This window comes from Pedobacter sp. PACM 27299, assembly GCF_001412655.1.
Lineage (GTDB): Bacteria > Bacteroidota > Bacteroidia > Sphingobacteriales > Sphingobacteriaceae > Pedobacter.
This window is the reverse complement of record NZ_CP012996.1, coordinates 3,235,028-3,258,505: the sequence shown is the minus strand read 5'-3', so window position 1 is coordinate 3,258,505 and position 23,478 is coordinate 3,235,028. Positions and strand designations below refer to the sequence as shown.

Below are 23,478 nucleotides of genomic sequence, written 5' to 3'. Positions count from 1 at the left end.
AAAAGCAGCAATATGAAGAAACAAATGAGCGGGTATGCCTCCTATAACCTGGAAGAGCTGATCAATGACGAAGACTTTTTATTATGGGTGCTCCATCCTGATGAAATATCTAATCTCCATTGGCAAAATATCCAGGATACTTTTCCTCAACTGAGAGAGACCATCACCCAGGCCAAAGCAATCGTTCAATCTATGCGTTTCGAAAGAGACAATTTAAAGGAACATGAACAATCGGAATTGTGGGAAGCCATTCAGGCTAAAACTACCCTGCTGAAGAAATCCGGAAAAAGAATGCCTTTATGGTACCGTTATGCGGCAGCCGCTATGATCGCAGGAATCTTATTGACTGTGGGAGTTTTCTACCAGATGACTCAACCGGTGTCCATCAATACACCTTACGGTCAGTTAAAAACCATCACCTTACCAGACGGCTCTTTAGTGACGCTAAACGCCAATTCTACTATAAAATATGATAGAAACTGGAGTAAAAATGAAATCAGGGAGGTATGGATTGAAGGAGAAGCTTTTTTAAAGGTGAAGCATTTAAATACTTCGGGAAAGATAGCAAAGCATGAACGTTTTGTAGTCCATACCGGCGAGGTTAATGTAGAAGTACTAGGCACCTCTTTTAATGTAAATGACAGACGAGGGCGCACTGAAGTGGCGCTATTAGAAGGAAAAATCAGTTTAGGCTTAAATGGAACTCCGGGTAAACCGCTGGTCCTGGCCCCCGGAGATATTGCAGAATTTGAAAAAGGCAAGCTGATTAAAAAACCGATCAATGTAGCAGAGTATGCATCCTGGAAAGATGGGAGGTTATATTTCAAAGATGTACCTGTAGCTAAAATCTTCAATTACTTCGAAGATATTTATGGGTATAAGGTAGTGGTCGATGATCCGGAAATCCTGAAGAAAAGAGTGTCGGGCTCCTTAAATACGCAAAATGAGCAGGTCTTGTTTAAAGCGTTTGGAATGACGTTAAACCTCAATATCACGCCGAATAAACAGACAAGGGAATTAATGATTACCACTAAATAAGGCATGAAGATGAGAAATTTAAAAACATGCCTGATAGGTTTTACCTATACCCTAATGCTGCACCAGTTCACATTCGCAAGACAAATCAAACCGGTAGAAAAGCAAGCATTAAATAAAGTATTGACTGAATTAGCTATTCAGCACCACATCAATTTCCTATACGAGGAGACCAGTATTAAACAAAAGGTGGTTACTTATCATGCGGCGGCCGACAAAGGAAAGCCCATTGATGAGGTACTAAATAAGCTGCTTTTGCCTTTGAACCTATCCTGGTTCAAAGTGGATGCAAAAAACTACTCCTTATTTATTACGCCTAAAAAGCAGAACAGCCCTGTTACAGGTATAGAAATGAAAGCCGGAATCCGCGATTCTTCAAAAGTCGAAAAAGTAAGCGGATCAGTTTTGGATGAAAATGAAAAACCCTTGGAGTATACCACTGTGACCCTTTTACAGGCGGTAGATTCATCATTTGTAGTCCATTCATTAACAGATTTAGAGGGTATTTTCTCTTTCCCATCTGTCAGAACTGGTACTTATATGCTCAAAATTTCCTCACTGGGTCATCAGGCTTATCTGAGTAAGGCGTTTAAAGTGGCTGCTGGAACGACAAAAATGGACATCCCTCCAATTGCCATGAAAGTCGCCAATAAAACCTTAAAAGAAGTACAGGTCGTAGCCCGCAAGGCAATCGTAGAAACTAAAAGCGATCGGTTTATTTTCAATGTGGAGAACAGTGCAATGGCAGTAGGTAATTCCCTGCAGCTCCTGAGGTCTGCACCATTTGTAAGGGTTTCTGCTGAAAACTCACTGAGTCTTCAAGGTAAAAAAACATTGGTGCTCATCGATAATAAACCCGTACCAGAGGTCGCATTAGAAAATATCCTGCTGACCATGCCCGCTGGAAACATCGAAAAGATTGAACTGATTACACAGCCTTCTGCCAAATATGATGCTTCCTATGGGGCAGTGATCAATATCATTACGAAAAAAAGCCAGGTTGAAGGCCTTACCGGTAATTTAAGAGCAGATGGCTCTGCTGGTAATTATGCGAATGGCAGTGTCAATGCAGGCGCAACCTATAAACACAAAAACTTCACCATCTATGCCAATGGCGGTTTAAATAAAGGTGATAATTATTTCAGCATTGAATCCGAAAGGTTTCAGGATCCTACAGATCCATCTTATTACCTAACAAACAATTGGACGCGGTTATCCCACAATAAGATCTATACTTTCCAGACCAATATGGAATTACAATTAGGAAAAAACCAAACGGTCGGACTATTTATTGACCTGAGTGATGTGGAGTTTAAAGGCCCATGGACAACCACCAATGGCTTTGGCCGCAAAAATGGAAAACTCGATTCAGTGTTGTATACAGATGCTTCCTTTAACCAAAAGGGCAATTCTCAAACCTATAATATCAATTACCACTTCTTATCCGACTCAGGTAAAAATGAGCTGACTGTTCTGGGTACCTTCACGCCATGGCAGAGAGACTTAAGGCAGTCCTTTCCATCTACCCTTTATGATGGCAATGCCCAAGTGATCAAATATCCGCCACTTTATCAGATGCAAAACAAAGGAGATATTGGTGTTTTTATTGTGCAGGCAGATTATGCGCATCAGTTTAAAAAACAATGGGCATTTGAAACCGGTCTGAAATTCCAGCATACCAATTCCAGAACCATCGTAAACTATGAGGACTATAAAACTGGTCAGCTGCAGCTGGATCCCAACTTTTCTAATGACAACAGTTTAAAGGAATCCATAACAGGAGTCTATGGAACCTTAACTAAGGACTGGAAAAATGACAAACTACAGCTGGGGTTTAGAGCAGAGGTATCAAACGTAGATTTTGAAGGAAATTTTAAACAGCGTAAGTACAACTTTTTCCCAACATTACTGTATCAGCACACGATAAATAAGGACTTCAACTTATCTGCGTCTTATAAAAAAACCATCAGAAGGCCAGTCTATACGGATCTGGTTCCTTACAGCGTGTTCTTAAATCAATATAGCATTGAGCAGGGAAATCCTGAAATGGTACCACAATTTGACCATACCTATACCTTAACTGCAAACATTCAGAAATTAAATGTCTCGCTCAGCTATACCGCTATTGATGGAATGATAGGCTTGTTTCCATCGCAACAGGATTACCTCACAAAAGTGACCTATTACAAACGCCAGAATCTGAAAAAAGCATCCACCGTTGCCTTGTATCTATTCTACCCATATCAAATTAACGATTGGTGGGAAACGATGAACAGTGGCACACCAATTGGCCGTAACAGTGCCGAAGGAGTAGTTCTAGGTACAAACCATAAGCTTGACGCTTTCTATTCTGATTTTAGAACTGCACAGATTTTCAAGATCACTAAGGATTTAAAGCTACAGATTGACGCTTATTTCTGGACAAAGTACACACAGGATCTTGGCAGTTATCAAGGGAATAAAAACATTGATGCCTCTTTTTTAATAAACCTATGGAATGGCAATGGGCAGCTTAGACTGGCGGGAAATGAATTGGTTTTCAGAAGAAATGATTATTTGCTGAAGCGTGATTACGGAACTTTCCGTTCCGCAGAACGAATACATACCGATAGCAGACGTGTATTTGTTGGCTTTACTTGTAAGTTCGGAAAATCCCGTATTGCCAAACCAGATTCGAAACTTGGCAATGAAGATGCGATGAAACGAATATAAAAATAAACCTACCTGTATTTAAAGCCATCAGATCAGTCCTGATGGCTTTTTTGTTTTCAGCAAGAATATGATTGCCGCTAGAGAGATCGTTGATCCTGAAGCCTCGTTTCACGGGTGTTTGCAACGCCCATCTACAAATGTTTGTTCTGTTTATCTAAAATTTGCAGTGTGAGATGAAGTTTTATATTGTTTAGTTAAATATTCCAGCTTCATCCTTAAAAAAAAACAGAAAATCTACAGTAAAGCTAAAATTTTCTCAATAAGAGAACCACAGCATAGATTTACGGCTATAAAAACAGCTTTAATAATTTAAATAGATTTACTCATTAAAAGAAATTTACACAAACGTTTGCGCAGAAAATTATTTCCCTAAAAATCTCACCTGATTTAAGAGATATTCGCCCAGATCAGCGGAACCTCTATCATAATTTGAAAGGATAATAACCATGTAACCTGTTTCTGGAAAGAAATAAGCGACCGCACTGACTCCAGGCGCTCCACCAGAATGTCCTACCACTTGTTTCCCTGGAGTATCCCATATTTGAAAACCATATCCGTAATGCATGCCAAGCTCGTCCTTAAACATTTTTTGCCTGGAGGAATCGGTCAATAGCTTACCTGATAACAATGCCCTTCCAAACTTATGTAGATCGGTAGTAGTAGAATAACCGCCTCCTGCAGGTGATGGTCTGGTAAATGCAGAATTTAAATTAGATTCATAACTGCCATCTTGCTTTGGGATATATCCCAGTGCCTGATTTCCTGACATTCCTTTTTCCAACTTAGGATTGGAATTGGTCATGTCTGCCAGCGCATGGATGTTTTTATCTATGTAATCGAAGTAATTCTGACCAGATACTTTTTCAATGATGCCCCCCAATAGCAGCATTCCTGAGTTACTGTAGGACCAGGAAGTTCCAGGTTCAAAATTAAGCTTCGACTGCTTCAGGTATTTCTTATAGCCTTCCAAAGTCTGGAAATTTGCCACAGTAGTATCTTCCTGCATGGCCTTGCTGAAGAAGTCGCCAAGACCCGAACTGTGGTTTAATAAGTGTCGGATTTGTATTTTACCGGACAGTTCCAATGGCAGCCAGGTGCTGTCTAAAAATTTGGATACCGGATCATTTAAATTAAGCTTGCCTTTCTCCATCAATTGCATCACCCCTATTGCCGTAAACATCTTGTTCATAGAGCCAATATTGAATCTTGTAGTAGTCGTGTTTTTCAGATCAGGATGCTTTATCGCTGATCCACAGGTATATTGATATAGAAGCTCATCTCCCTTAGCCAAAAGCAGCGCGCCGGAAAAAACATCTTTTTGAGCCAATCGCTTTAAAGTCTGGTCGAGATCTGTGAGGAAGGCTTGTTCAGTCCTGGGTTTTCGGATCAGCTCCGGATTGAAAAATACCCTGCCATTGTAAAGCTTCACTTTATGGCTGTTATCTAGCTTGATACTAAACTCATACACATTATTCAAATCCTTACTCAGGTATTGGTATTCTCCGAAAAATGCATTAGTATTAAAGTAAAGGTTTTTAAGCAGTTTAACACCTCCTGTGGAACGGTATATGCCCTGAAAACGAGAAAGCAGCTCATTTTTTGAACTGGATTTGAGCGCCGGAGAAAAGTTGTCTTCAATGTAATCCGCCATAACTGCAGCTGAATTGGCGTTCATGGCCCTCACAAATTTCTCGGCTTGCCCATCCAGAATTGCTCTGGCTTGTTGCTGATTGAGGTCCGTTATTTTCTCCGGCACATAGGTAGGCACCTTTTTCCATACCTCCTGCCCTATTTTGATACCATCAATATGCTGGCTACCATCAATTAAAAAGTTGAGTCCATAACTGTCCTCAGCATTGGTAAAATGAGTAGCAGATTGCTGTTCTAACCAAAGTTCCCTGCCATCCCAATCCCTAACCTGGTGCAGCTTGCTGCCGGATACCCCTATTTTCAGGTACAATTCCTTCACCTGCGGATGCTGATAATATCCATCAGCCTCTTTCAAGACGGGAATAGAAGGGTGATCCTGCGCCTTTAGTGTTAAAGAAAACGAACCTATTGAAATGAGAAGAAGAAGTGAGACTGAGTAGCGAGCTTTTTGAAGTACCATATCTTTGGCGAAAGTTAAACTGATAACTCTCTTATTTAGACATGAATATAGTAAATATTACGAGTTCAAGTACTGGTGTTTTTTCATGAGCTCCCTGCTTTCTGCTATCCCGAAATTCATTGTCTTGTAAGCAGCAAGCAAATAGACGACATACAATACTAGAAATATAGAAAGAATGGCCATAGCCGGGTACAATCCAAAGAACGGATCAACGACTTCTATATACGGTTTAGATAATAACACAGCAAATAAGAACGTCCCTTGTAAGGCAAAATATCCTCCTGACAGTCTAAAAGACAGATATTGTCCCAGCTTTTCCCTGGAAAACTTTCTTAAGAAAGTGACTACAACCTCCAGCAGCATTGTCGCAGTGAATACTGCTAACCACCATCCTTTGTCTATCAAAAGCAATTGGGCTTGATAAGCAAGCAATCCACCCAGAACCAGTAAAAAGGCATACTTATAGCCGAAAAAAGATCGAAAGGTTTTCCAGAAAAATCTATTGTACTTTTTGTGGAGCCCGCTTGCTACCGCATCTGCTATCGTCGAAAAGCCCAATGCGCCAAAGCTGTTATACGTTTCCTGCAGCGCTTTGTTGAAATCAAGCTTCGAATCAGCCTCCATCCGTTCTTCCAATGCGGATGCCACATGGTCGATAATTTCCATTTGAACATCCAGATAGACAAAGCCTTTACTTAACACAAATTGCTGGATTTCTTCTAATTGTTGCTGACTGAGCTGCATAGTTTAAACGTTAAAAATGATGAGGAACTGTTCTTGATGAGGTACAGGGATTCATGAATACCAATATTGATGAAGGAATAATGGCACAAAAGGAATCTTAATATTTTTTTGTTGGCATAGATCAGGATGAAGGCCTAAGATTGAGCAGCAGTTGTAAATTAAGAATGAAATCCTTCGCTTCCTGCAATTTATTGACTACCGCTTTTTCGCCATCCTGTGATAAAGAATAGTACTTTCTGACCCTATTTTCTACTACTTCTGTAGTGGTTTCCAGCAAACCTTCCGCCTCTAACTTGTGTAATGCAGGATACAAAGCGCCTTCTTTTAATAATAGTTCTCCTTGCGTAATTGACTTTACTTTCTGCGTGATTTCATATCCATACATTCGTTCATTCTCCGCCAAAAGGTTGAGAATAATGGTTTGTAAGGTTCCTTTGAATAATTCATTATTGACTGCCATATTTCAAATATAACAGATTAAACATATACATAAGAATCTTATGTATATAATTTTTAAGGCGTTCTAGCTAATTCGCTTCAGATTTAAGGTCAGCAGAACGTCTTATTCAACCTTAGTCAATGCTATACGTTAAATTTAAGCTCAATAAAAACTATTATTGGCAATTACCGTTTCATATAAAATGAATAAATAATGATTACACGACCACAGATTGCGATATTAGATGATTATCAAAATGTAGCTTTAACCTACGGAGATTGGTCAGCTATAAATAAACTCGCCGAAATCACCGTCTTTAATGACCATTTGTCTGCAAAAGAAGAAGTCATTAAGCGCTTACAACCTTTCCAGGTCATCGCGGTGATGCGGGAACGCACCCCCTTAACACGTGAAATTCTGTCGCAATTGCCCAATCTAAAGCTCATTATTTCTACTGGCGAGCGGAATGCTTCCATAGACATAAAGGCTGCGGAAGAATTTGGAATTGCCATTTCTCCCACCAGATATCAATCCAATGGCGCACCAGAACTGACTTGGGCATTGGTCCTTGCTTTAGCAAAACATATCGTTCCGGAAACTAATCAGGTACGTAAAAATGGCTGGCAAACAGAGATCGGCATAGATTTGAAAGGAAAAACCATCGGGATTGTTGGCCTTGGTCGTATTGGCAGCACCATCGCCCGCTATGCAAAAGCATTTGAAATGGAGGTCATCGCCTGGAGCGAAAACCTTACTGAAGAAAAAGCTGCTGCTCAAGGGGCAAAACTTGTCAGCAAAGAAGAGTTATTCAAAGATGCTGATTTTGTATCTGTACATCTAGTGCTAAGTTCAAGAAGCAGAGGCATCATCGGCGAAAAAGAATTGAACCTCATGAAGCCAACTGCCTTCCTGATCAATACTTCCAGAGGACCATTAGTAAACGAATCTGCTTTAATTAGCATATTAACGCAGAAAAAGATCGCCGCTGCGGCCTTGGATGTATATGAAACTGAGCCTTTACCGCTTCAGCACCCTTTTCGTATCTTGGCGAATGTATTGGCCACGCCACATATCGGCTATGTGACTGAAAACACCTACCAGACATTTTATGAGGATATCAGGAATAGGATTGCCGAATGGCTGAAAGAATGAGCTTTACCTGCGTCTCTTCACCGGGATACAGATGGCGATTAAGGAAAGAATCAGGACAAAACTAAACTCCATTCCGTTTCTTCCTGGGCCTACTACAAACCAGCCATCAGGATAGTGAACCAGTATAATTCCAGTAATCAAGATCAATATAAAGCCGGGCACCACATATTTCAATAATTTTCCAAACAGAATTAATATAGAACCGATGATTTCAAAAACCATTAAAGCCCAGGCCACATAAACCCCGAAAGGTGCAAAGCCAACCTTATTCAAATACCCTTCGCCAAAATCGTTTACCGTGTGGTTTAGCACTCCATGTAAACTATGAGATAAAAAAATAGTGGCAATAGCTAAACGAATCAGGAATAGTGGATTAATGCGGTTAATTGTTTTCATAAATAAATATATATGTTTACCCGCGCAGTAACAAATTTACCTAACCTGACGCGATTAAGAATAAGCGGTCATTTATCAATTTAACATTACAATTCTATTGAATCATGAAAATAAAAGCAATCATCACAGGAGCAACAGGCATGGTTGGAGAAGGTGTATTACTAACCTGCTTAAAGCATCCAGACGTAGAAAAGGTATTGGTCATCAATAGAAAACCTGGAGGCATCAGCCACCCTAAGCTCCAGGAAATTATCCATAAAGACTTTTTCCATCTGGAGGAATTGGACCCTCAGCTTGCAGATTACAACGCTTGCTTCTTTTGTCTGGGCATTTCCTCGGTCGGAATTAGCAAGGAAGCATACGAGCATACCACCTACGATCTTACCCTTACTGTTGGCCAGCATCTCGCGAAAATTAGACCTGAACTTACCTTTTGCTATGTTTCAGGTGCCAGTACCGACAGCACAGAACAGGGAAATGTTGCCTGGGCACGTGTAAAAGGTAAAACAGAAAATGCGCTGATGCGTATTTTTAAAAACGCCTATATGTTCCGACCTGGTTTCATGAAAGCATTGCCAGGTCAGAAAAACCTAAAAAGCTTATACAAATTTTTCTCCTGGATCTATCCTATCGGCAGAAAGTTATTCCCTGCTGGATTTTGCACGCTGGAAGAAGTAGGACTGGCGATGATCAATTCCGTAAAAAAGGGATACCCAAAACGTATCCTGGAAGTAAAGGATATAGTGGCCTTATCAAAAGAATAGGATAAACCTCATAAAAAGCGTAGAATGGCCACATTTATCACAGTAATTAAATGATTATTTTATTGGAACAGTAATTGCGCCTAGTTTATCAAATCAAACACTAGCTTTGCTGAACATGGCAGCTCAGTTTTACTCTACCGGCTGAAATAAACCAGAAATACTCAACATTATATATTTTAAATAAATTGAAGATTAAGCAATTCTCCAAAATAAGTGTAGTTCTATTGGCTCTGATGGCATTTGGAGAAGGATATAGCTATGGCCAAGCCATAAAACAACAAGATTCTTTACATAAGGATAGTGTGAAAAGCACTTACGATATCGCTGATTTAATCCATCAGATCTTCCGTCCTGGTAAACCACAAAAGCCTGCACAGAAAAAATCAGGCATTACTCCGATGCCTAGTATTGCCTACAATCCAAGTATTGGTGCGCAAATTGGATTAAAAGCGGTGGCAGGAAGAGTACTTGGTCATGAACCCAACACCCTGATGTCTATTGCCGCCACATCGGCTTCCATTACAACGAAAGGGATTATTTATTTTTACCTGGCCCACAATGTATATACTCCGGGAAACCGCTGGAATTTTCAGGGAAGTCTGGTAGCTGCAAAAACTGTGGTTCCTGATTTCGGATTTGGAATTGGTGCAAAAGTAACAGGAGGCAGTCCCGAAGAAGTCATACTGGCCAATCCGGATCGGAAAGGTTATGTGATTCATGGCCAATATTACAATTTCCGGGAAAAGGTATACAAACAAGTGATGGATCACCTTTTTGTTGGCGCAGGAGTTTCCATTGATATCAGAAGGGCCCTGGAAGATAAAAGTAATCCAGACGGCCTTACCCCTTATCACATTTACAGTAAAGAAAAAGGGTTTAAAACAGACCATTATCTCGCCAATGGCTTCCTGTTTAACCTCCAGTATACCACCCGCGACAATCAGAATCGTGCGCACAAAGGAATCTATGCAGATGCAGGTTTGAGGGTCAACCAAAGCTGGATCGGCAGCACCAAAAACGCAGTTCAGGTCACCACGGATTTTAGAAAATACTGGAGTCTTTCCAGTAAAAACCCAGAGCATGTACTTGCTTTCTGGAATTGGGGTTCTTATTTAGTCAGCGGGACACTGCCTTACCTCGAACTTCCGGGTACGGGTAAAGATGCAAATTACAGAAGCGGAAGAGGATATACAGTTGGGTATTTTAAAGGAACCGATTATTTCTATTCGGAACTGGAATACCGTTTCCCTATTACTGCAAACAAGTTTTTAAGCGGAGTTACCTTCGTTAACGTACAAACTGCCAATGACAACTTAGGAACTAAAATATTCCAGAAATGGCAGCCTGCAGGTGGCGCCGGCTTAAGGATATTGTTCAATAAAGCCACAAGAACCAATCTGTGCGTGGATTATGCTTTTGGTAACTATGGTGCAAAAGGCTTATTTCTGGGATTAAATGAGGTATTTTAAGCCTCAGGCAATGCCCTTTAAAGCAACGCTGAATCCTTGGAAAGTAACTTCTGAATCTTTCCAATAGTGATTTCTGAATCCTCTTGAACACCCTCTACAAATGCGCTGGAAAACAATAAATTAATAGCGGTTGTTATAGGGGAAACAAAATCTTACGTTATGAAAAAAATGATCTATTTATGTGCAATTTCTGCTACTGCATTTGCATTTCAAGGATGTAATAGTAGTACAAAAGATGCCCGACAAACTGCGGATAGTTTAAACATGGTGAAAGATACCACCTCAAATGAAAAAATGACTGGTGGAATCGCTGTAGAACCTTCTGATTCAGAGTTTGCAACTAAAGCTGCTGTTGGCGGCATGGCCGAAGTAGAATTTGCTAAACTTGCACTCACAAAAACTACTGACCCCCAGCTTAAAGAGTTTGCAACGATGATGGTGACCGACCATGGTAAAGCCAACGAAGAATTAATTGCCATTGCTAAAATGAAAAACATTACCCTGCCTAATGGACTTGACGAAGCACATCAGAAAAAACTGACCGAGCTGACCCAGAAAACAGGCAAAGACTTTGACAAAGCCTATACAGATGCGATGGTAGAAGGTCATAAATCTACCCTTGACCTGATGAAAAAAGAAGCTAAAGACGGTACAGACAATGACCTTAAGTCTTTTGCAACTAAAACTGAACTGGTGGTGAAAGCTCACCTGGACATGATCAATGCCATCCACGACAGGATGAAATAACCTGCACATCAACATTAAAGCCCCAAAGTTTTTTCCAACTTTGGGGCTTTAATGTTAAAAATATCTTGTACTTATTTAACAAGAACCGCTACAGATCCGCTCTGCAATCCTGGGGAACTTGCCATCAACCGAAGCTTTGAAGGTTCTTTTTTAGCTTTCAGGATCACCATGACCTGCCCATTAAAAGCTTGATGAGGATTTGCCTGGAATGATTCATGACTCGTTGGACTCCCATTATCGATCCCGGCAATGCTTGCCGGCCCTTCAAGACTAAACGTAATCTGATGTGCGGCATCAGGAATTAAGTTCCCTTCCTGATCCAATACCTTGACAGTGATGTAAGACAAATCTTTTCCATCTGCATTGATCTCCGCACGATCGGCGGTAAGCACTAGTTTTGCCGGTCGACCGGCAGTGGAGATGTTTCGCTCCAAAACCACCTTTCCATCTTTTCTGGAAACCGCTTTCAAGGTGCCCTTTTCATACTTTACCTTCCAGAAAACCTTCATCTCCTGCCCTTCTTTTCTCTTAATACCCAGAGATTTGCCATTCAGAAAAAGCTCCACTTCATATGCCTGACTATAATACGCCCATACATCGACCGGCTGTCCGGCGCTCCAATTCCAATGCGGAAAAACATGAAGCACTGGAGTGTTTGTCCAGGCACTTTGGTACAAATAATAAACATCTTTTGGAAAACCCGCCAGATCAATGATTCCGAAATAAGAGCTCCTTGCCGGCCATTCATAAGGCGTTGGTTCCCCTAGATAATCAAAACCTGTCCAGACAAACATCCCGGAAACCATCGGATTGTTTTCAAATGCCTGCAAAGTTTCCTCATGCGTAGATCCCCATGGTGTCCGGCAATTGTCGTAAGCTGAACAGCTTAAATCAGCGTTGCCGGTCAGCAATGGTTTATCCCAGGCTGTTGGCCAGATTCTGATGCTATCTGACGGTAAGTCATAATGACCCCGTGTCTGCAAAGCGGAAGTGGTTTCTGTAGCGATGAGTTTTTTCCCCGGATAGGTTTTATGAAAATCTTTCCATTTATCATGGTTGTAATTATAGCCAATTAAGTCCATAGCGCCAGACTGGATCAGGTTGTTATAAGTATTTACGTCGTTATTGGCCGTAGTTACCGGTCTTGTGGGGTCCAGATTTTTGACAATCGCAGTTAAAGATCTGGCGATCACGCGGCCAGTAGTGTCAGTACCAGTTCCCCATTGTTCCTGAATCTCATTTCCGGTGCTCCAGATGAAAACGGAAGGATGGTTTCTATCTCTTAACACTAAATCTTCCAGGTCTCTTTTATGCCATTCTGTCCAATTCAGGTGTCCGTCAAAATCTGTCTTTTTCTTTGCCCACATATCGAAAGCCTCATCCATCACGATAAAACCCATGCGGTCACATAAATCCAATAATGCCGAAGCCGGGGCATTGTGTGAGGTTCTGATGCCATTACAACCCATTTTTTTCAACATCTCCAATTGTCGCATGGCCGCGCGCTCATTAAAAGCGGCCCCCAATGCGCCTAGATCATGGTGGTTACACACCCCTCTAATTTTCAATTCTTTTCCATTCAGTATAAATCCACGATCTGCGTCAAAGCTGAAACTGCGAATTCCTAAAGCACTTTCCTCCCGATCTGTTTCTTTTCCTGCCACCCAAATCTGGGTTTGAATGCGGTATAAGTAAGGATCTGTATCTGACCAAAGCCTGGGTTGTGATACCCTTAATTCAGTGGTCATTTTTAGCTCATGCTGATCAGTAAGTCCCTTATGATGACCTATCGATATCATTTTAGGATTGAATTTCTGCCGCTGACTGGCTACTAATCTGTCTTGCTGATCATAGATAAAAGTCCTCAATTCACCTTCAGGAACCGCTTTCAAGTTATTAACGATCCTGCTTTCTACTTTTACCACCGCTTGCGTTGCTTTTACAGATGGCGTAGTGATAAACCGTCCCCATTGGGCAATTCTTAAAGCCCCTGAACTGATCAATTTCACCTCCCGGTAAATACCTGAACCGCTGTACCAGCGGGAATTAGGCTGTTTACTATTGTCGGCACGCACAGCGATGGTATTTTTAGCCCCATAATTCAAATAAGGAGACAACTCATATTGAAAAGCGATGTAGCCATTCGGTCTTTTCCCAAGAAAATGTCCATTGATCCATACTTCTGCATCACGGTAAACCCCATCAAAATTGATTGCCAGGTATTTCCCTTTTGAACTTGCCGGGATCACAAAGGTTTTGCGATACCATCCAATACCCCCGGGTAAAGCCCCTGCACCAAACCCTGCCGGATGAGATTTACTAAAACTCCCTTCAATACTAAAATCATGGGGCAGGTCTAATTGCCGCCAGGATTGATCTGGATAAGCTTCTTGAGCTGCTTTAGGATCATCACCAAGAAAAAATCTCCATCCCTCATTAAAATCAAGAATCTGTCTGGAGGATGCTGGGGTGGATCGCTTTTTAAGTGTTTTAACTGGCAATCTGACTAGTTCTTTGGCTAGCAAAGTTTCTGCGGGAGCAAAGAATAAAATGATCAAAAGGAAAGGAATTCGGAACATCATATTGAAATTATAGCTGATTATTGGATAAAAAAAGGAGCCTTTTCAAGATTGAAAAGGCTCCAAGGGGACATTAAGAACGTTATAAAATATAGTGGAAGGCGAACCATTCGTCCTTTTCGACATTATAATCTGTGCCAAACCAGATACCCAGACTTTCGACTTTTCCTGGGAAGGCCTTCACTACCTTAAAAGTGTTTTTCAATGGACTCATAAAGCTGCCCGGATTTTGGATCAATAAATCACCATTCAAAGTCACTTCATTGGTCGCTTCATTGATGGTAAAAGTACCTGAGCTAACGACACCATTCTGACTTCTGGTATATTTCAGACCACCAACGCGGTTAAATAAAATCCAGGAATCTTTAGCTACAGCATCCCAGGAGTCATTCCAGCCCCAATCTCTGCTGTCTGCATGGGATTTCGTCCAGCCTTTCCCTTTACCAATCCAGTCGATCGGATTTCCTGCAGCATCAATTTTCCATAACCTGCCGGAAGCCGTTCCTGTGAGCATCGTTAACAGCTCACCTGTCTTAAAGGTAGGGTCGAAACCTGCATCAGGCCCTGTTACAGGCGGTACATAATTATCAGAAAAAGTCTTGGAAAGGAAGTTGTAAACGATCATCGCAGGGCCTTCGCCATCCACATCTTTATCACGAATCACCCCTAGCTGCATGGTATTGGCATCCAGGGAAAGAATCTTATAATTGGTCCAGTTGCTGATTCCAGTGATCCCATTTTTTGCAGGTTTATAGCCTCTAAGAATGCTTGCATTATTAATGGTCAGCGTTTTAGAACCTATATTTAAGATGTAAGTTCCGGTCTGAGTTTTTCCTTCCTCCATAGGTTTTACTGCTTTAAATGTAGCCAAGCCTTTTAGACTGAAAGTCATCGAGCCATAGTCGCCTTTGGTCATGATATTAGGATAGACGTCGCCTACACCTGCTTCCCAAATCCAGCAGTCACCACCATAGCAACCGGTATTAAAGTTGCCAAACGGGCTTCCTTCTTTAAGCCAGCCATTATTTACCCCGTAGAAATATAAAGGGCTATTGAAGAATTTACCTTCCGTATCTAAAACCCATTGTTTTTCCTGGCCTACACCACCCGAAATGGCGGTCCATAGCGGGTCATTTACATAATTCAGGTTGTCTTGCGTCACTTTAACCAGGACAGAATCCATCTTTACGACCCTTCCACCGGTCGCTACCGAAAAGCGTACCACATAATCCCCGGCGAAGGCAAACTTCACCGTATCGATCATTTTAGTAGAGGTACCGATTCCGAAATCCCACATCGGCAGTGTCCCTGGCGTCATGTTTTTAAGGATTACCGTATTCCCGCCTGCATCGGCTTTCAAGTCCTGAACCACCTCGAATTTAATCTCCGATCTGTCCAGCACCTCTCCTATACTGTGTTCGTTTTTTTTGCAGGCGAGCAGCAGCAGCACAGGCAGCATGCACATCACCAATAATTGTTTATATCGTTTCATTTTGTCTCTTTTATAATCGTTAAATGAAGCCCCTACCATCCTGGATTCTGTTTTAAAGTACCATTAGAAAGGTTGATTTGAGTGTAAGGAATCTGCTGCAAACCTTTTGTAGCAATGATATTGTTGGCCGAAATGACCTTCTGTGCGGTTTGTCCGCCGTTCAATACCGTTGTCGTTTCTGCAATCTCCTGTGCTGCTTTAGTGATTCCCTGACGAAGTAAATCGTAATAACGAATTCCTTCAAATGCAAACTCCAGTCGGCGTTCTTTCATGATGTTTTCCTGACTGATCACTAGTGGCGTAAAAGTGCCTTGCAGCGCACGCTGTCTCACCTGATTGAAATAAGTCTGCGCATTTGGGCTTCCCAATTCTGCAGCCATCAACAATACATCTGCGTAGCGGATCGACACATAATCCTGAAACTGACCAATGCTAAAGTTTGGATTCCCATTCGCATTAGGCAATGGTTTTCCATCCTCTCCGATCATCGGACTGTATTTTTTAATGTAATACCCTGTGTATTCCCGTTGTTTACTCTGACTTACAAAGGCCAGCTTTTCATCTACGATGGAAATGATAGAGCCTGTTTTTCGTGTATCGCCAGCAGCATAAGCGTTCCACAATTTAGGATTTACAGTTTCTGCACCCCAGCCACTGCCATAAGGGAAGAAGGATTGATCACGAATCCCTCCAAATACCATCCAGTGGTTTCCGTCGGTATTGCCATTGTAATCACTGGTATAGGTATATTTGATGGCGAAAACAGTTTCTTTATTGTCTTCTCCGGCATAAGCAGCTAAAGATGCAGCTGGCCATAAGTTGGCAAAATCAGCTACTAAACCATAACCGCCATTGCTAATCACATCTTCCAGGTTTTCCAATGCTTTCGCTTTTGTAACGAGTCCAACCAGGTCCGTTTTGGTATAATACCCGGTATAGAAAAGGAAAACCCTACCTAACAGTGCTTCTGCGGCATATTTGGTCACTCTTCCGTGATCGGCAACTGCCTGAGCGGGATAAGCTACGGGCAGCATATTGGCCGAAGCAAAAAGCAAGTCCTCTGCAATCACTTTATACACCTCATCCGGATTTGACTGAGGAATATTCTCTGCCGAAGGTTTCGTTAACAATGGAATATTACCCCATAAACGCACCATGTCAAAAAGCAGATAAGCGCGCAGGTAACGTGCTTCCGACTCATAAGTCTTTCTCAATTGTGTATCATTTCCCCATTGAATCTGATCCATTTTGTTGATGAGCATATTACAGCGGTACAATGCTTTGTAGTACGAAGTCCAGTTCGGACCGAATAGATTCTGATCTGAAGGAGAGCGGGTTTTATCAAATTCATCTAACATCTGATAACTGAACCCATCTGCATTTCCAGTACCACCAAAGGTATTGTCAGACAAGACTTCAGCTGCCACAGGCAAGGCAACACCATCAGCCCAAACCACTTGCAGTCCATCATAACAGCCTACCAATGCCGAAAAAGCATCTTTTGGGGTTCTGTAGAAGTTTTCCTCCGTCACCGTAGTAATCGCTTCTGTATCCAGAAAACTTTTCTTGCAGGCTCCTAAAGTCAAAAAGAGCATTGCAGTTAGGCCTATTTTTATATTTATAGCTTTCATATTTTTAAGTTCAGGGAGGTTAAAATCTAAAGTTAGCACCGAACATAAACGTTCTTGGTCTTGGGTAATAGCCAAGGTCGATACCCGAGGCAAAACCTTCCGTACCATAGCCAATCTCCGGGTCCATGCCATCATATTTGGTAAAAGTGTAGAGGTTTAAAGCAGCGGCGTATAACCTCAGCTGTTTCAGGTAACTCTTTTTAAGCACTTTACCGAAATCATAACCGATGGTCACATTGCTGATTCTCAGGTAATCTCCTTTTTGAAGGTATAGGTCAGAGAAATTGGTCCAGTTCCTGTTGTCTTCGGTTACTCTTGGCATTGTATTAGAGCTTCCTTCACCATGCCAGCGGTCTAAAATGCGGGTAGTATAATTGCCAAAAGGATTGGCCTGATTGCGGTAAGATTGTACAATTTCATTCCCTGCTACTCCGGAAGCCAGAATAGAGAAGTCGAAACCTTTATAATCGGCAGAAAGACTGATTCCAAAAGTATAGTCAGGATTAGGTTTACCGATCATCCCGCGATCCAGGTTGTCAATTACGCCATCACCATTCGCATCTACATACCTGACATCCCCAGGCGCTGCAGTAGGCTGAATCACCTTTCCTGCGGCAGATTGGTAAGCCAGGACCTCAGCTTCCGTCTGGAAAATCCCTGCTGTTTTTAAACCCCAGAAATAACCAATTGGAAAGCCGTTCTCTGCGCGGTAAAACTCCAGGGAATTGTCGTATAACTGATTGGTCAAACCATGTACAATTCCATCTGCTGTAGGGATTTTACCTACTTTATTCTTGTTGTAAGCACCGTTCAGGCCGATCGAATAGTTGAAATCGCCAACATTATTTTTGTAGGTAAAGGCCAGTTCTATCCCACTGTTGGTTACATTACCACCATTGATAAAAGGGGCATCTGCACCTGCAGTAGCCAGAATAGGTGCTGAAATCAACCAATCTTTGGTCAATTTATTGTACCAATCGAAATTCACAGAGAGCTTTCCTTTTAACAAAGTTGCATCAAAACCGATGTCCGTTTGCTCAGAGGTTTCCCATTTCACATTTGGATTGCTGAGTCTGCTTGGGTAGGCTCCAGGAGTAAGTACACCTTCTTTATCACCAAATGTATAATTGGTGTTGTCTAATTTTATAGGAGTCAGGTATTGAAATGAGGCAATATTCTGATTGCCCACCTGTCCCCAGCTGGCTCTGATTTTCAAGAAATCCAGCCAATTTTCCTGTCCTTTAAGGAAACTTTCGTTGGTCACAATCCACCCTGCAGAAACAGAAGGGAAATATCCCCAGCGGTTTTGTGCTGCAAATCTAGAAGACCCATCTGCTCTGAATGTGGCATTGATCAGGTATTTCTCTTTGTAATTGTAGTTTACGCGACCAAAGTAAGACATGCGGCGATCCGCATCATCAGGTCTTCCGCCAATAGTGATGCCGTTGCTCTTTTTATTGAGTGCATTGCTGAGCCAGGCATGATCCAGGTCATCAAAGATCAGGTTGCTATTGGTACCATAAATTCCGGAACCATCCGCCTGGTAAGCAGAACTTCCTGCCATCACTTCAAAAACATGGTCTTTTTGAAGGTCAAACTTATAGCTCAATAAGTTGTCCCAGATCAGGGATTTCCCTTTATTCATCGACTGACTTACCTTCGTTTCCGTATTATAAGCATAGATAGAAAGGTTGTACAGTGGACTGAATGAACGACTTTCAGAAGCATTGTAATCCATTCCAAGACTTGTTCTGAATTTCAGATTCTTGATCGGCTCTACTATTAAATAGATATCTCCCAGCACACGTTGGTTATTTCTCTTGTTTTGGTTATTCAATACCATTAATGCGTAAGGATTTGCCTCCCCGTTGTTCCAGGTAGATTTACTATTGTCAAAGAAGTTACCCTGATCATCGTATACCGGAACAAATGGACTGGTGTTAAAAGCGGCGCGCAAGGTATTATTGTACTGATTACCTACGCCAATTCCATTGTTTTTAATGTCTGAATAAGTAAGGTGCTGACCGATTTTAAGGAGCTCATTAAAGAAATTGTGCTCGGTATTGATTCTAAAACCGTAGCGTTCATAGTTGGATAGGCTTTTACCACCTACTACACCTTCCTGACCAGTATAAGACAAGCCAAGGGAATAGACAGAATTTTCAGAAGCACCGGAAGCGCCAACGGAATAATTCTGTGTCAATGCATTGGAAACGAACATTTCGTCGATCCAATCGGTTCCTTTTCCTAAAGCATCTAACTGTGCATTGCTGAAAAGCGGTTGTTTGCCTCCATTAATAGCGGCCTCATTCATCATGGAAGCATATTGAGAGGAATTGAGCATTTCTGCCTTTTTCGCTACATTTTGTACGCCTGCATATGCATCAAAGGTGATCTGAGCCGCTTGTCCGCGTTTTCCCTGTTTTGTGGTGACAAGAATCACCCCATTGGCAGCCTGTGAACCATAAATCGCTGCGGATGCCGCATCTTTTAACACATCTATAGATTCAATATCTGCAGGATTCAGGTAAGAAATATCACCGGTCAATACGCCGTCTACTACGTAAAGCGGTCCGGAATTACCAATGGTGCCGAGTCCACGAATGGTGACACGCATGCCTTCTCCAGGTTGCCCTGAAGTGGAAGCAATCTGCACCCCAGGCGCCTGACCTTGGAGTCCCTGCAAAGCATTAGTCGTACTTTGTTTCTGGATAGCATCGCCTTTTACCTGCACTGTTGCCCCGGTAATCAGCTTTTTCTGCTGCACGCCGTAACCAACTACGACTACCTCGGAGAGATTTTGCTGGTCTTCAGCCAGGGTCACATTGACCACATTTGTGGCTGGTACGGTAATTTCTTTGCTGATAAAACCGATAGAGCTGACTTGTAAAACATCGCCAGTCTGCGCATTGATGACAAAAGCCCCGTCTTGATTGCTGCTTAAGCCTCCGGCCTTTCCTTTTATTTTAACAACAGCGCCAGGAATCGGCAGCCCATTGGCCCCGGTAACTTTCCCGCTGAGCTTACGCTCCTGTGCCAGCACTTGCTGGCCAAAAATCAGCAGCGAGAACAACATCAGCAAAAAGATGTTCGTTCTTTTCGAATTGAATTTCTTTTCCATGCCGTTCATTACGATTTAGTAAATAATTGATTCATATTATATTTGGTTATATTAGGTTTTGCTCGTTTTTTTTAGGCTGTACACTGTTTTACCAGGTACAGCCTGTATTTATTTACAATTGAATTTTCATTTGTTTTCCACTATAGTTCAGACTGTAATCTGCTTTTTGATTAAAGTCCAATCCTTTTCCTTTCTTCGGACTGATCACAATGATTCTAAAATTCCTGTTCGGCAGCATACCTGCGAAACTTCCTTTTCTTTCGGATAGCAGCAGTTCTTTTGTGCTTTCTTTATATTGGATGTCGATGTTGGAAAAAGCACCTTTTTCATAATTATAATTGCGGCCTTCATCTTCATACAGCGAAAAAGAACCATCTTTTCCTGTGTACACAAATAGCGTAATCGTATCTGCTGGTTTTTCATCCGTATACTGTAAGGCAGGCCCTGTAGGCAGTATTGAACCTTCTTTTACGTAAACAGGCATCCTTTCATAGCTGGTTTCCACTTTTAGGTTTTGTCCACCTTTAAAATATTTCCCAGTATAGAGATCATACCATCCCTGTCCTTCCGGCAGGTACACTTCTTTAGTTTTCGCTTGGTATTCATAGATCGGATTGATCAGTAACGCTGGTCCAAACAGGTAAGCATCGTTCAGGTTGGAAGCTTTTAAATCCTTTGGAAAGTCCATCATTAGGCCACGCATGATCGTGTAGTCCTGCTGAAAACTTTGTCCGGCAAGCGCATAGATATAAGGCATCAGGCGGTACCTGAGCTGGTTATAATACAGCATGCTTTTATAAGCGGGATGGCTTTCCGGCGCGATGTTATAGATTTCACGGAAGGGATATTGTCCGTGTACGCGGAATAAAGGCACAAATGCACCGAATTGGAACCAACGCGTATTCAGTTCCCTCCATTCTTCCAGATCTGCCCCTTTAGCCGCTTCATAACGTTTTTCCACAGAAAAACCACCGATATCCATAGTCCAGTATGGCATTCCCGACAAAGAGAAGTTGACACCTGCACTGATCTGACTCTTCATATCTTCCCATCGGGAAGCGATATCACCACTCCAGGCAGCCGCTGCATAACGCTGTAAACCTGCAAAAGCGGAGCGAGTCAGGATAAACACCCTGTCGGTATTGTTTTCTTTACGCTGTCCTTCGTAGATTCCTTTAGCGTTCACCAATGGAAATGCATTGAAATAAGTGGTAGAAGAGCCTGCGAAAGTAGGATTCATCAGTTCTTTCCGGATCTCTACAGGCAGATTGGAGTGCATATCCGGCTCTGTCGCGTCCATCCACCAGGCATCAATTCCTTTGCTGTACAGCCTTTTGTTCACCAGATTCCAGAATGCGGTTCTCGCTTCAGGATTAAAAGCATCGTAAAAAGTATTAGAATAGCCTTTTCCGATCCAATCTCTGCGGCCATCTTCGATGTTACGTTTATATAGGAAGCCGTTTTTATCAAAATCATGGTAGATATCGAAGCCTTTATTAAACTTCGGCCATACCGAAATCATCAGGTTTACATGTTGATCGTGCAAAGATTTGATCATTTCCTCTGGACTAGCGAAACGTGCAGGATCAAACTGCTGACTACCCCATTCTGGTTCTTTCCAGTACGACCAGTCCAGCACGATGTTATCCAATGGAATTTTACGGCCGCGGAAAGCTTTTACAGTGGAAAGGATGTCGTCCTGTGTTTTGTAACGCTCCCTGCTTTGCCAAAAACCCATTGCCCATTTCGGCATCAGCACCGCTTTACCGCTTACTTGTCGATAACCAGAGATTACCTGATCCGCGTTTTCACCGCCAATAAAGTAATAATCCAGCCCGGCACCTGATTCAGATTGCAGGGCGAAGGTATTTTTAAGTGCTTCCGGAACTGGTGGCAAACAGGTTAAACCTAGATAAGACTCCCCACCATCTGGAATCCACTCCATTTTAAACTTTACTTTTTTGTTTTTCTCTAAGTCCAAATCCAGGATCGCAGCACCTGGATTCCAGGCCTGGCGCCAATAATCAGCCACCAGCTTACCGTCAAGCCATACTTTTACGTAACCTGCATACTTTAACTGAAGCTGATATAAGCCCGCTAAGCCACTTTCCAGGCTTCCTTCATAACTGACTACCGCATCTTGCATTTTTATACTGTCAGGGAACTTATGTTGGTCTGTAAGCCAATTTATGGAAAGCTCTGACACAGGTTTGGTAAATAATATATTTTCAGGTGAAGGTCTTTTCGCAAAACTAGCCGTAATCCAACCTTCAGTTCCTTGTTTAGAAATCAGTTTCAATGCGGATAGAGGCTGATAATCGCGGATATCTCCGGCTCGGGTGATAGAGTAATTGTCCCAAAGAATCCCATATCCTTTGTTCGAGATGAAAAACGGTACTCCAATTTCAGTATTGTACTGAACCAGGTCTACCCTGCGGCCCCTGTAATTCATCAATCCCTGCTGATGCTGCCCTAAACCATAATAAGCTTCCTGATCCTGGGCATCAAACACCTGAACCACCTGATAGGAAGCTGAACCATTAAATACTTGAGGTACTAAAGCTTGCGTAGCCAGCTCTGTTTGCTGCAATAAACGTTTTCCAGCCGCATCACGGTAAGTAAGCAATCCACTTTGCGCTGCAATTTCGACGCGCAAAGCTTTTGTTTTTAACACAATAGCCCCGTTTTCTGTATCAATAGTAAAAGGGACTGCAGCGTTATTTGCCGTACCAACCACCATCAGGCTGTTCTGCGGCGCGAAATCTTCAGTTAAAGTACCAGTCACGTGGATCACCTGATCCGTTACCGGTGTTAACCTGATTTTCCTGATGCCTGTTAATGAATTTGGAATGCTGACTTCAATTCCTGAAGCCGTTTGGATGTAGCTTGCTTTTTCTTGCCGGTTTACCCTTGCCTTTTCTTGTTGATGTACAGTTGATTTTTCCTGGCCCTTCACTTTTACCTGCAGCAATACACTGCCGATAAAAATTACGGCGATGACCCTAATTTTACGCATTGGTAAGATTTACAATTTATACTTGGTTGATTAGGATTAAATGTATCAGGAAAGAATTCAGCAGAGGGCAT

The 23,478-nt window shown here is 42.1% G+C and carries 15 protein-coding genes; 6 read left to right on the top strand and 9 right to left on the bottom strand.

The window, feature by feature from the left end:
* The first annotated feature begins 12 nt into the window (after positions 1-12).
* On the top strand, positions 13-1,038 hold the full coding sequence (locus tag AQ505_RS13700) for a FecR family protein (protein ID WP_062548697.1): 1,026 nt from the start codon (positions 13-15) through the stop codon (positions 1,036-1,038).
* 9 nt (positions 1,039-1,047) lie between these two features.
* On the top strand, positions 1,048-3,747 hold the full coding sequence (locus AQ505_RS13695) for an outer membrane beta-barrel protein (protein ID WP_197286180.1): 2,700 nt from the start codon (positions 1,048-1,050) through the stop codon (positions 3,745-3,747).
* Between the two features lie 361 nt (positions 3,748-4,108).
* Here AQ505_RS13695 and AQ505_RS13690 read toward each other — a convergent pair whose 3' ends face one another.
* The 3 genes from AQ505_RS13690 to AQ505_RS13680 all read right to left on the bottom strand — a co-directional run bounded on the left by AQ505_RS13690 (position 4,109) and on the right by AQ505_RS13680 (position 7,061).
* Positions 4,109-5,857, bottom strand: a complete 1,749-nt coding sequence (locus AQ505_RS13690; protein ID WP_082461534.1) for a serine hydrolase domain-containing protein — start codon at positions 5,855-5,857, stop codon at positions 4,109-4,111.
* Positions 5,858-5,914: 57 nt separating this feature from the next.
* Positions 5,915-6,601, bottom strand: a complete 687-nt coding sequence (locus tag AQ505_RS13685; RefSeq protein WP_062548694.1) for a hypothetical protein — start codon at positions 6,599-6,601, stop codon at positions 5,915-5,917.
* A 121-nt stretch (positions 6,602-6,722) separates the two neighbouring features.
* Positions 6,723-7,061, bottom strand: a complete 339-nt coding sequence (locus AQ505_RS13680) for a PadR family transcriptional regulator (RefSeq protein WP_062548693.1) — start codon at positions 7,059-7,061, stop codon at positions 6,723-6,725.
* A gap of 192 nt (positions 7,062-7,253) precedes the next feature.
* Between AQ505_RS13680 and AQ505_RS13675 the strand changes: the two genes are divergently transcribed.
* The gene (locus AQ505_RS13675; RefSeq protein ID WP_062548692.1) at positions 7,254-8,192 is read left to right on the top strand and encodes a D-2-hydroxyacid dehydrogenase family protein; all 939 of its coding nucleotides are present in this window, start codon (positions 7,254-7,256) and stop codon (positions 8,190-8,192) included.
* 3 nt (positions 8,193-8,195) lie between these two features.
* Here the strand turns inward: AQ505_RS13675 and AQ505_RS13670 are convergent, their stop codons facing one another.
* Positions 8,196-8,588, bottom strand: coding sequence for a DoxX family protein (locus AQ505_RS13670; RefSeq protein WP_197286179.1), 393 nt, complete (start codon positions 8,586-8,588; stop codon positions 8,196-8,198).
* A gap of 104 nt (positions 8,589-8,692) precedes the next feature.
* On the opposite strand from AQ505_RS13670, the gene AQ505_RS13665 reads away from it, so the two are divergent.
* The 3 genes from AQ505_RS13665 (at position 8,693) to AQ505_RS13655 (ending at position 11,568) form a co-directional block, all read left to right on the top strand.
* On the top strand, positions 8,693-9,352 hold the full coding sequence (locus AQ505_RS13665; protein WP_062548691.1) for an epimerase: 660 nt from the start codon (positions 8,693-8,695) through the stop codon (positions 9,350-9,352).
* A gap of 185 nt (positions 9,353-9,537) precedes the next feature.
* Positions 9,538-10,821, top strand: coding sequence for a BamA/TamA family outer membrane protein (locus tag AQ505_RS13660; protein ID WP_231634870.1), 1,284 nt, complete (start codon positions 9,538-9,540; stop codon positions 10,819-10,821).
* Between the two features lie 159 nt (positions 10,822-10,980).
* A complete protein-coding gene (locus tag AQ505_RS13655) occupies positions 10,981-11,568 on the top strand; it encodes a DUF4142 domain-containing protein (RefSeq protein WP_062548689.1) in 588 nt (195 codons plus the stop codon).
* Positions 11,569-11,639: 71 nt separating this feature from the next.
* Here the strand turns inward: AQ505_RS13655 and AQ505_RS13650 are convergent, their stop codons facing one another.
* The 5 genes from AQ505_RS13650 to AQ505_RS13630 all read right to left on the bottom strand — a co-directional run bounded on the left by AQ505_RS13650 (position 11,640) and on the right by AQ505_RS13630 (position 23,407).
* Positions 11,640-14,150 carry a sugar-binding domain-containing protein gene (locus AQ505_RS13650; protein ID WP_231634869.1) on the bottom strand — a complete coding sequence of 837 codons (2,511 nt, stop codon included), beginning with the start codon at positions 14,148-14,150 and terminating at the stop codon, positions 11,640-11,642.
* A gap of 79 nt (positions 14,151-14,229) precedes the next feature.
* Complete coding sequence (locus AQ505_RS13645; protein ID WP_082461820.1) at positions 14,230-15,639, bottom strand: hypothetical protein; 1,410 nt, start codon at positions 15,637-15,639, stop codon at positions 14,230-14,232.
* 32 nt (positions 15,640-15,671) lie between these two features.
* Positions 15,672-17,270: a RagB/SusD family nutrient uptake outer membrane protein gene (locus tag AQ505_RS13640; protein ID WP_062548687.1), complete on the bottom strand. Its 1,599-nt coding sequence runs from the start codon at positions 17,268-17,270 to the stop codon at positions 15,672-15,674.
* 19 nt (positions 17,271-17,289) lie between these two features.
* Positions 17,290-20,400, bottom strand: a complete 3,111-nt coding sequence (locus tag AQ505_RS13635; protein WP_231634868.1) for a SusC/RagA family TonB-linked outer membrane protein — start codon at positions 20,398-20,400, stop codon at positions 17,290-17,292.
* A 103-nt stretch (positions 20,401-20,503) separates the two neighbouring features.
* A complete protein-coding gene (locus tag AQ505_RS13630; RefSeq protein ID WP_082461531.1) occupies positions 20,504-23,407 on the bottom strand; it encodes a TIM-barrel domain-containing protein in 2,904 nt (967 codons plus the stop codon).
* Between the last annotated feature and the right edge of the window lie 71 nt (positions 23,408-23,478).

Coding starts and splice junctions, on each gene's coding strand:
- AQ505_RS13680 (WP_062548693.1), bottom strand. CDS start 7,061: ATGGCAGTCAATAATGAATTATTCAAAGGAACCTTACAAACCATTATT.
- AQ505_RS13635 (WP_231634868.1), bottom strand. CDS start 20,400: ATGAACGGCATGGAAAAGAAATTCAATTCGAAAAGAACGAACATCTTT.
- AQ505_RS13650 (WP_231634869.1), bottom strand. CDS start 14,150: ATGATGTTCCGAATTCCTTTCCTTTTGATCATTTTATTCTTTGCTCCC.
- AQ505_RS13645 (WP_082461820.1), bottom strand. CDS start 15,639: ATGAAACGATATAAACAATTATTGGTGATGTGCATGCTGCCTGTGCTG.
- AQ505_RS13640 (WP_062548687.1), bottom strand. CDS start 17,270: ATGAAAGCTATAAATATAAAAATAGGCCTAACTGCAATGCTCTTTTTG.
- AQ505_RS13695 (WP_197286180.1), top strand. CDS start 1,048: ATGAGAAATTTAAAAACATGCCTGATAGGTTTTACCTATACCCTAATG.
- AQ505_RS13630 (WP_082461531.1), bottom strand. CDS start 23,407: ATGCGTAAAATTAGGGTCATCGCCGTAATTTTTATCGGCAGTGTATTG.
- AQ505_RS13690 (WP_082461534.1), bottom strand. CDS start 5,857: ATGGTACTTCAAAAAGCTCGCTACTCAGTCTCACTTCTTCTTCTCATT.
- AQ505_RS13665 (WP_062548691.1), top strand. CDS start 8,693: ATGAAAATAAAAGCAATCATCACAGGAGCAACAGGCATGGTTGGAGAA.
- AQ505_RS13700 (WP_062548697.1), top strand. CDS start 13: ATGAAGAAACAAATGAGCGGGTATGCCTCCTATAACCTGGAAGAGCTG.
- AQ505_RS13655 (WP_062548689.1), top strand. CDS start 10,981: ATGAAAAAAATGATCTATTTATGTGCAATTTCTGCTACTGCATTTGCA.
- AQ505_RS13675 (WP_062548692.1), top strand. CDS start 7,254: ATGATTACACGACCACAGATTGCGATATTAGATGATTATCAAAATGTA.
- AQ505_RS13670 (WP_197286179.1), bottom strand. CDS start 8,588: ATGAAAACAATTAACCGCATTAATCCACTATTCCTGATTCGTTTAGCT.
- AQ505_RS13685 (WP_062548694.1), bottom strand. CDS start 6,601: ATGCAGCTCAGTCAGCAACAATTAGAAGAAATCCAGCAATTTGTGTTA.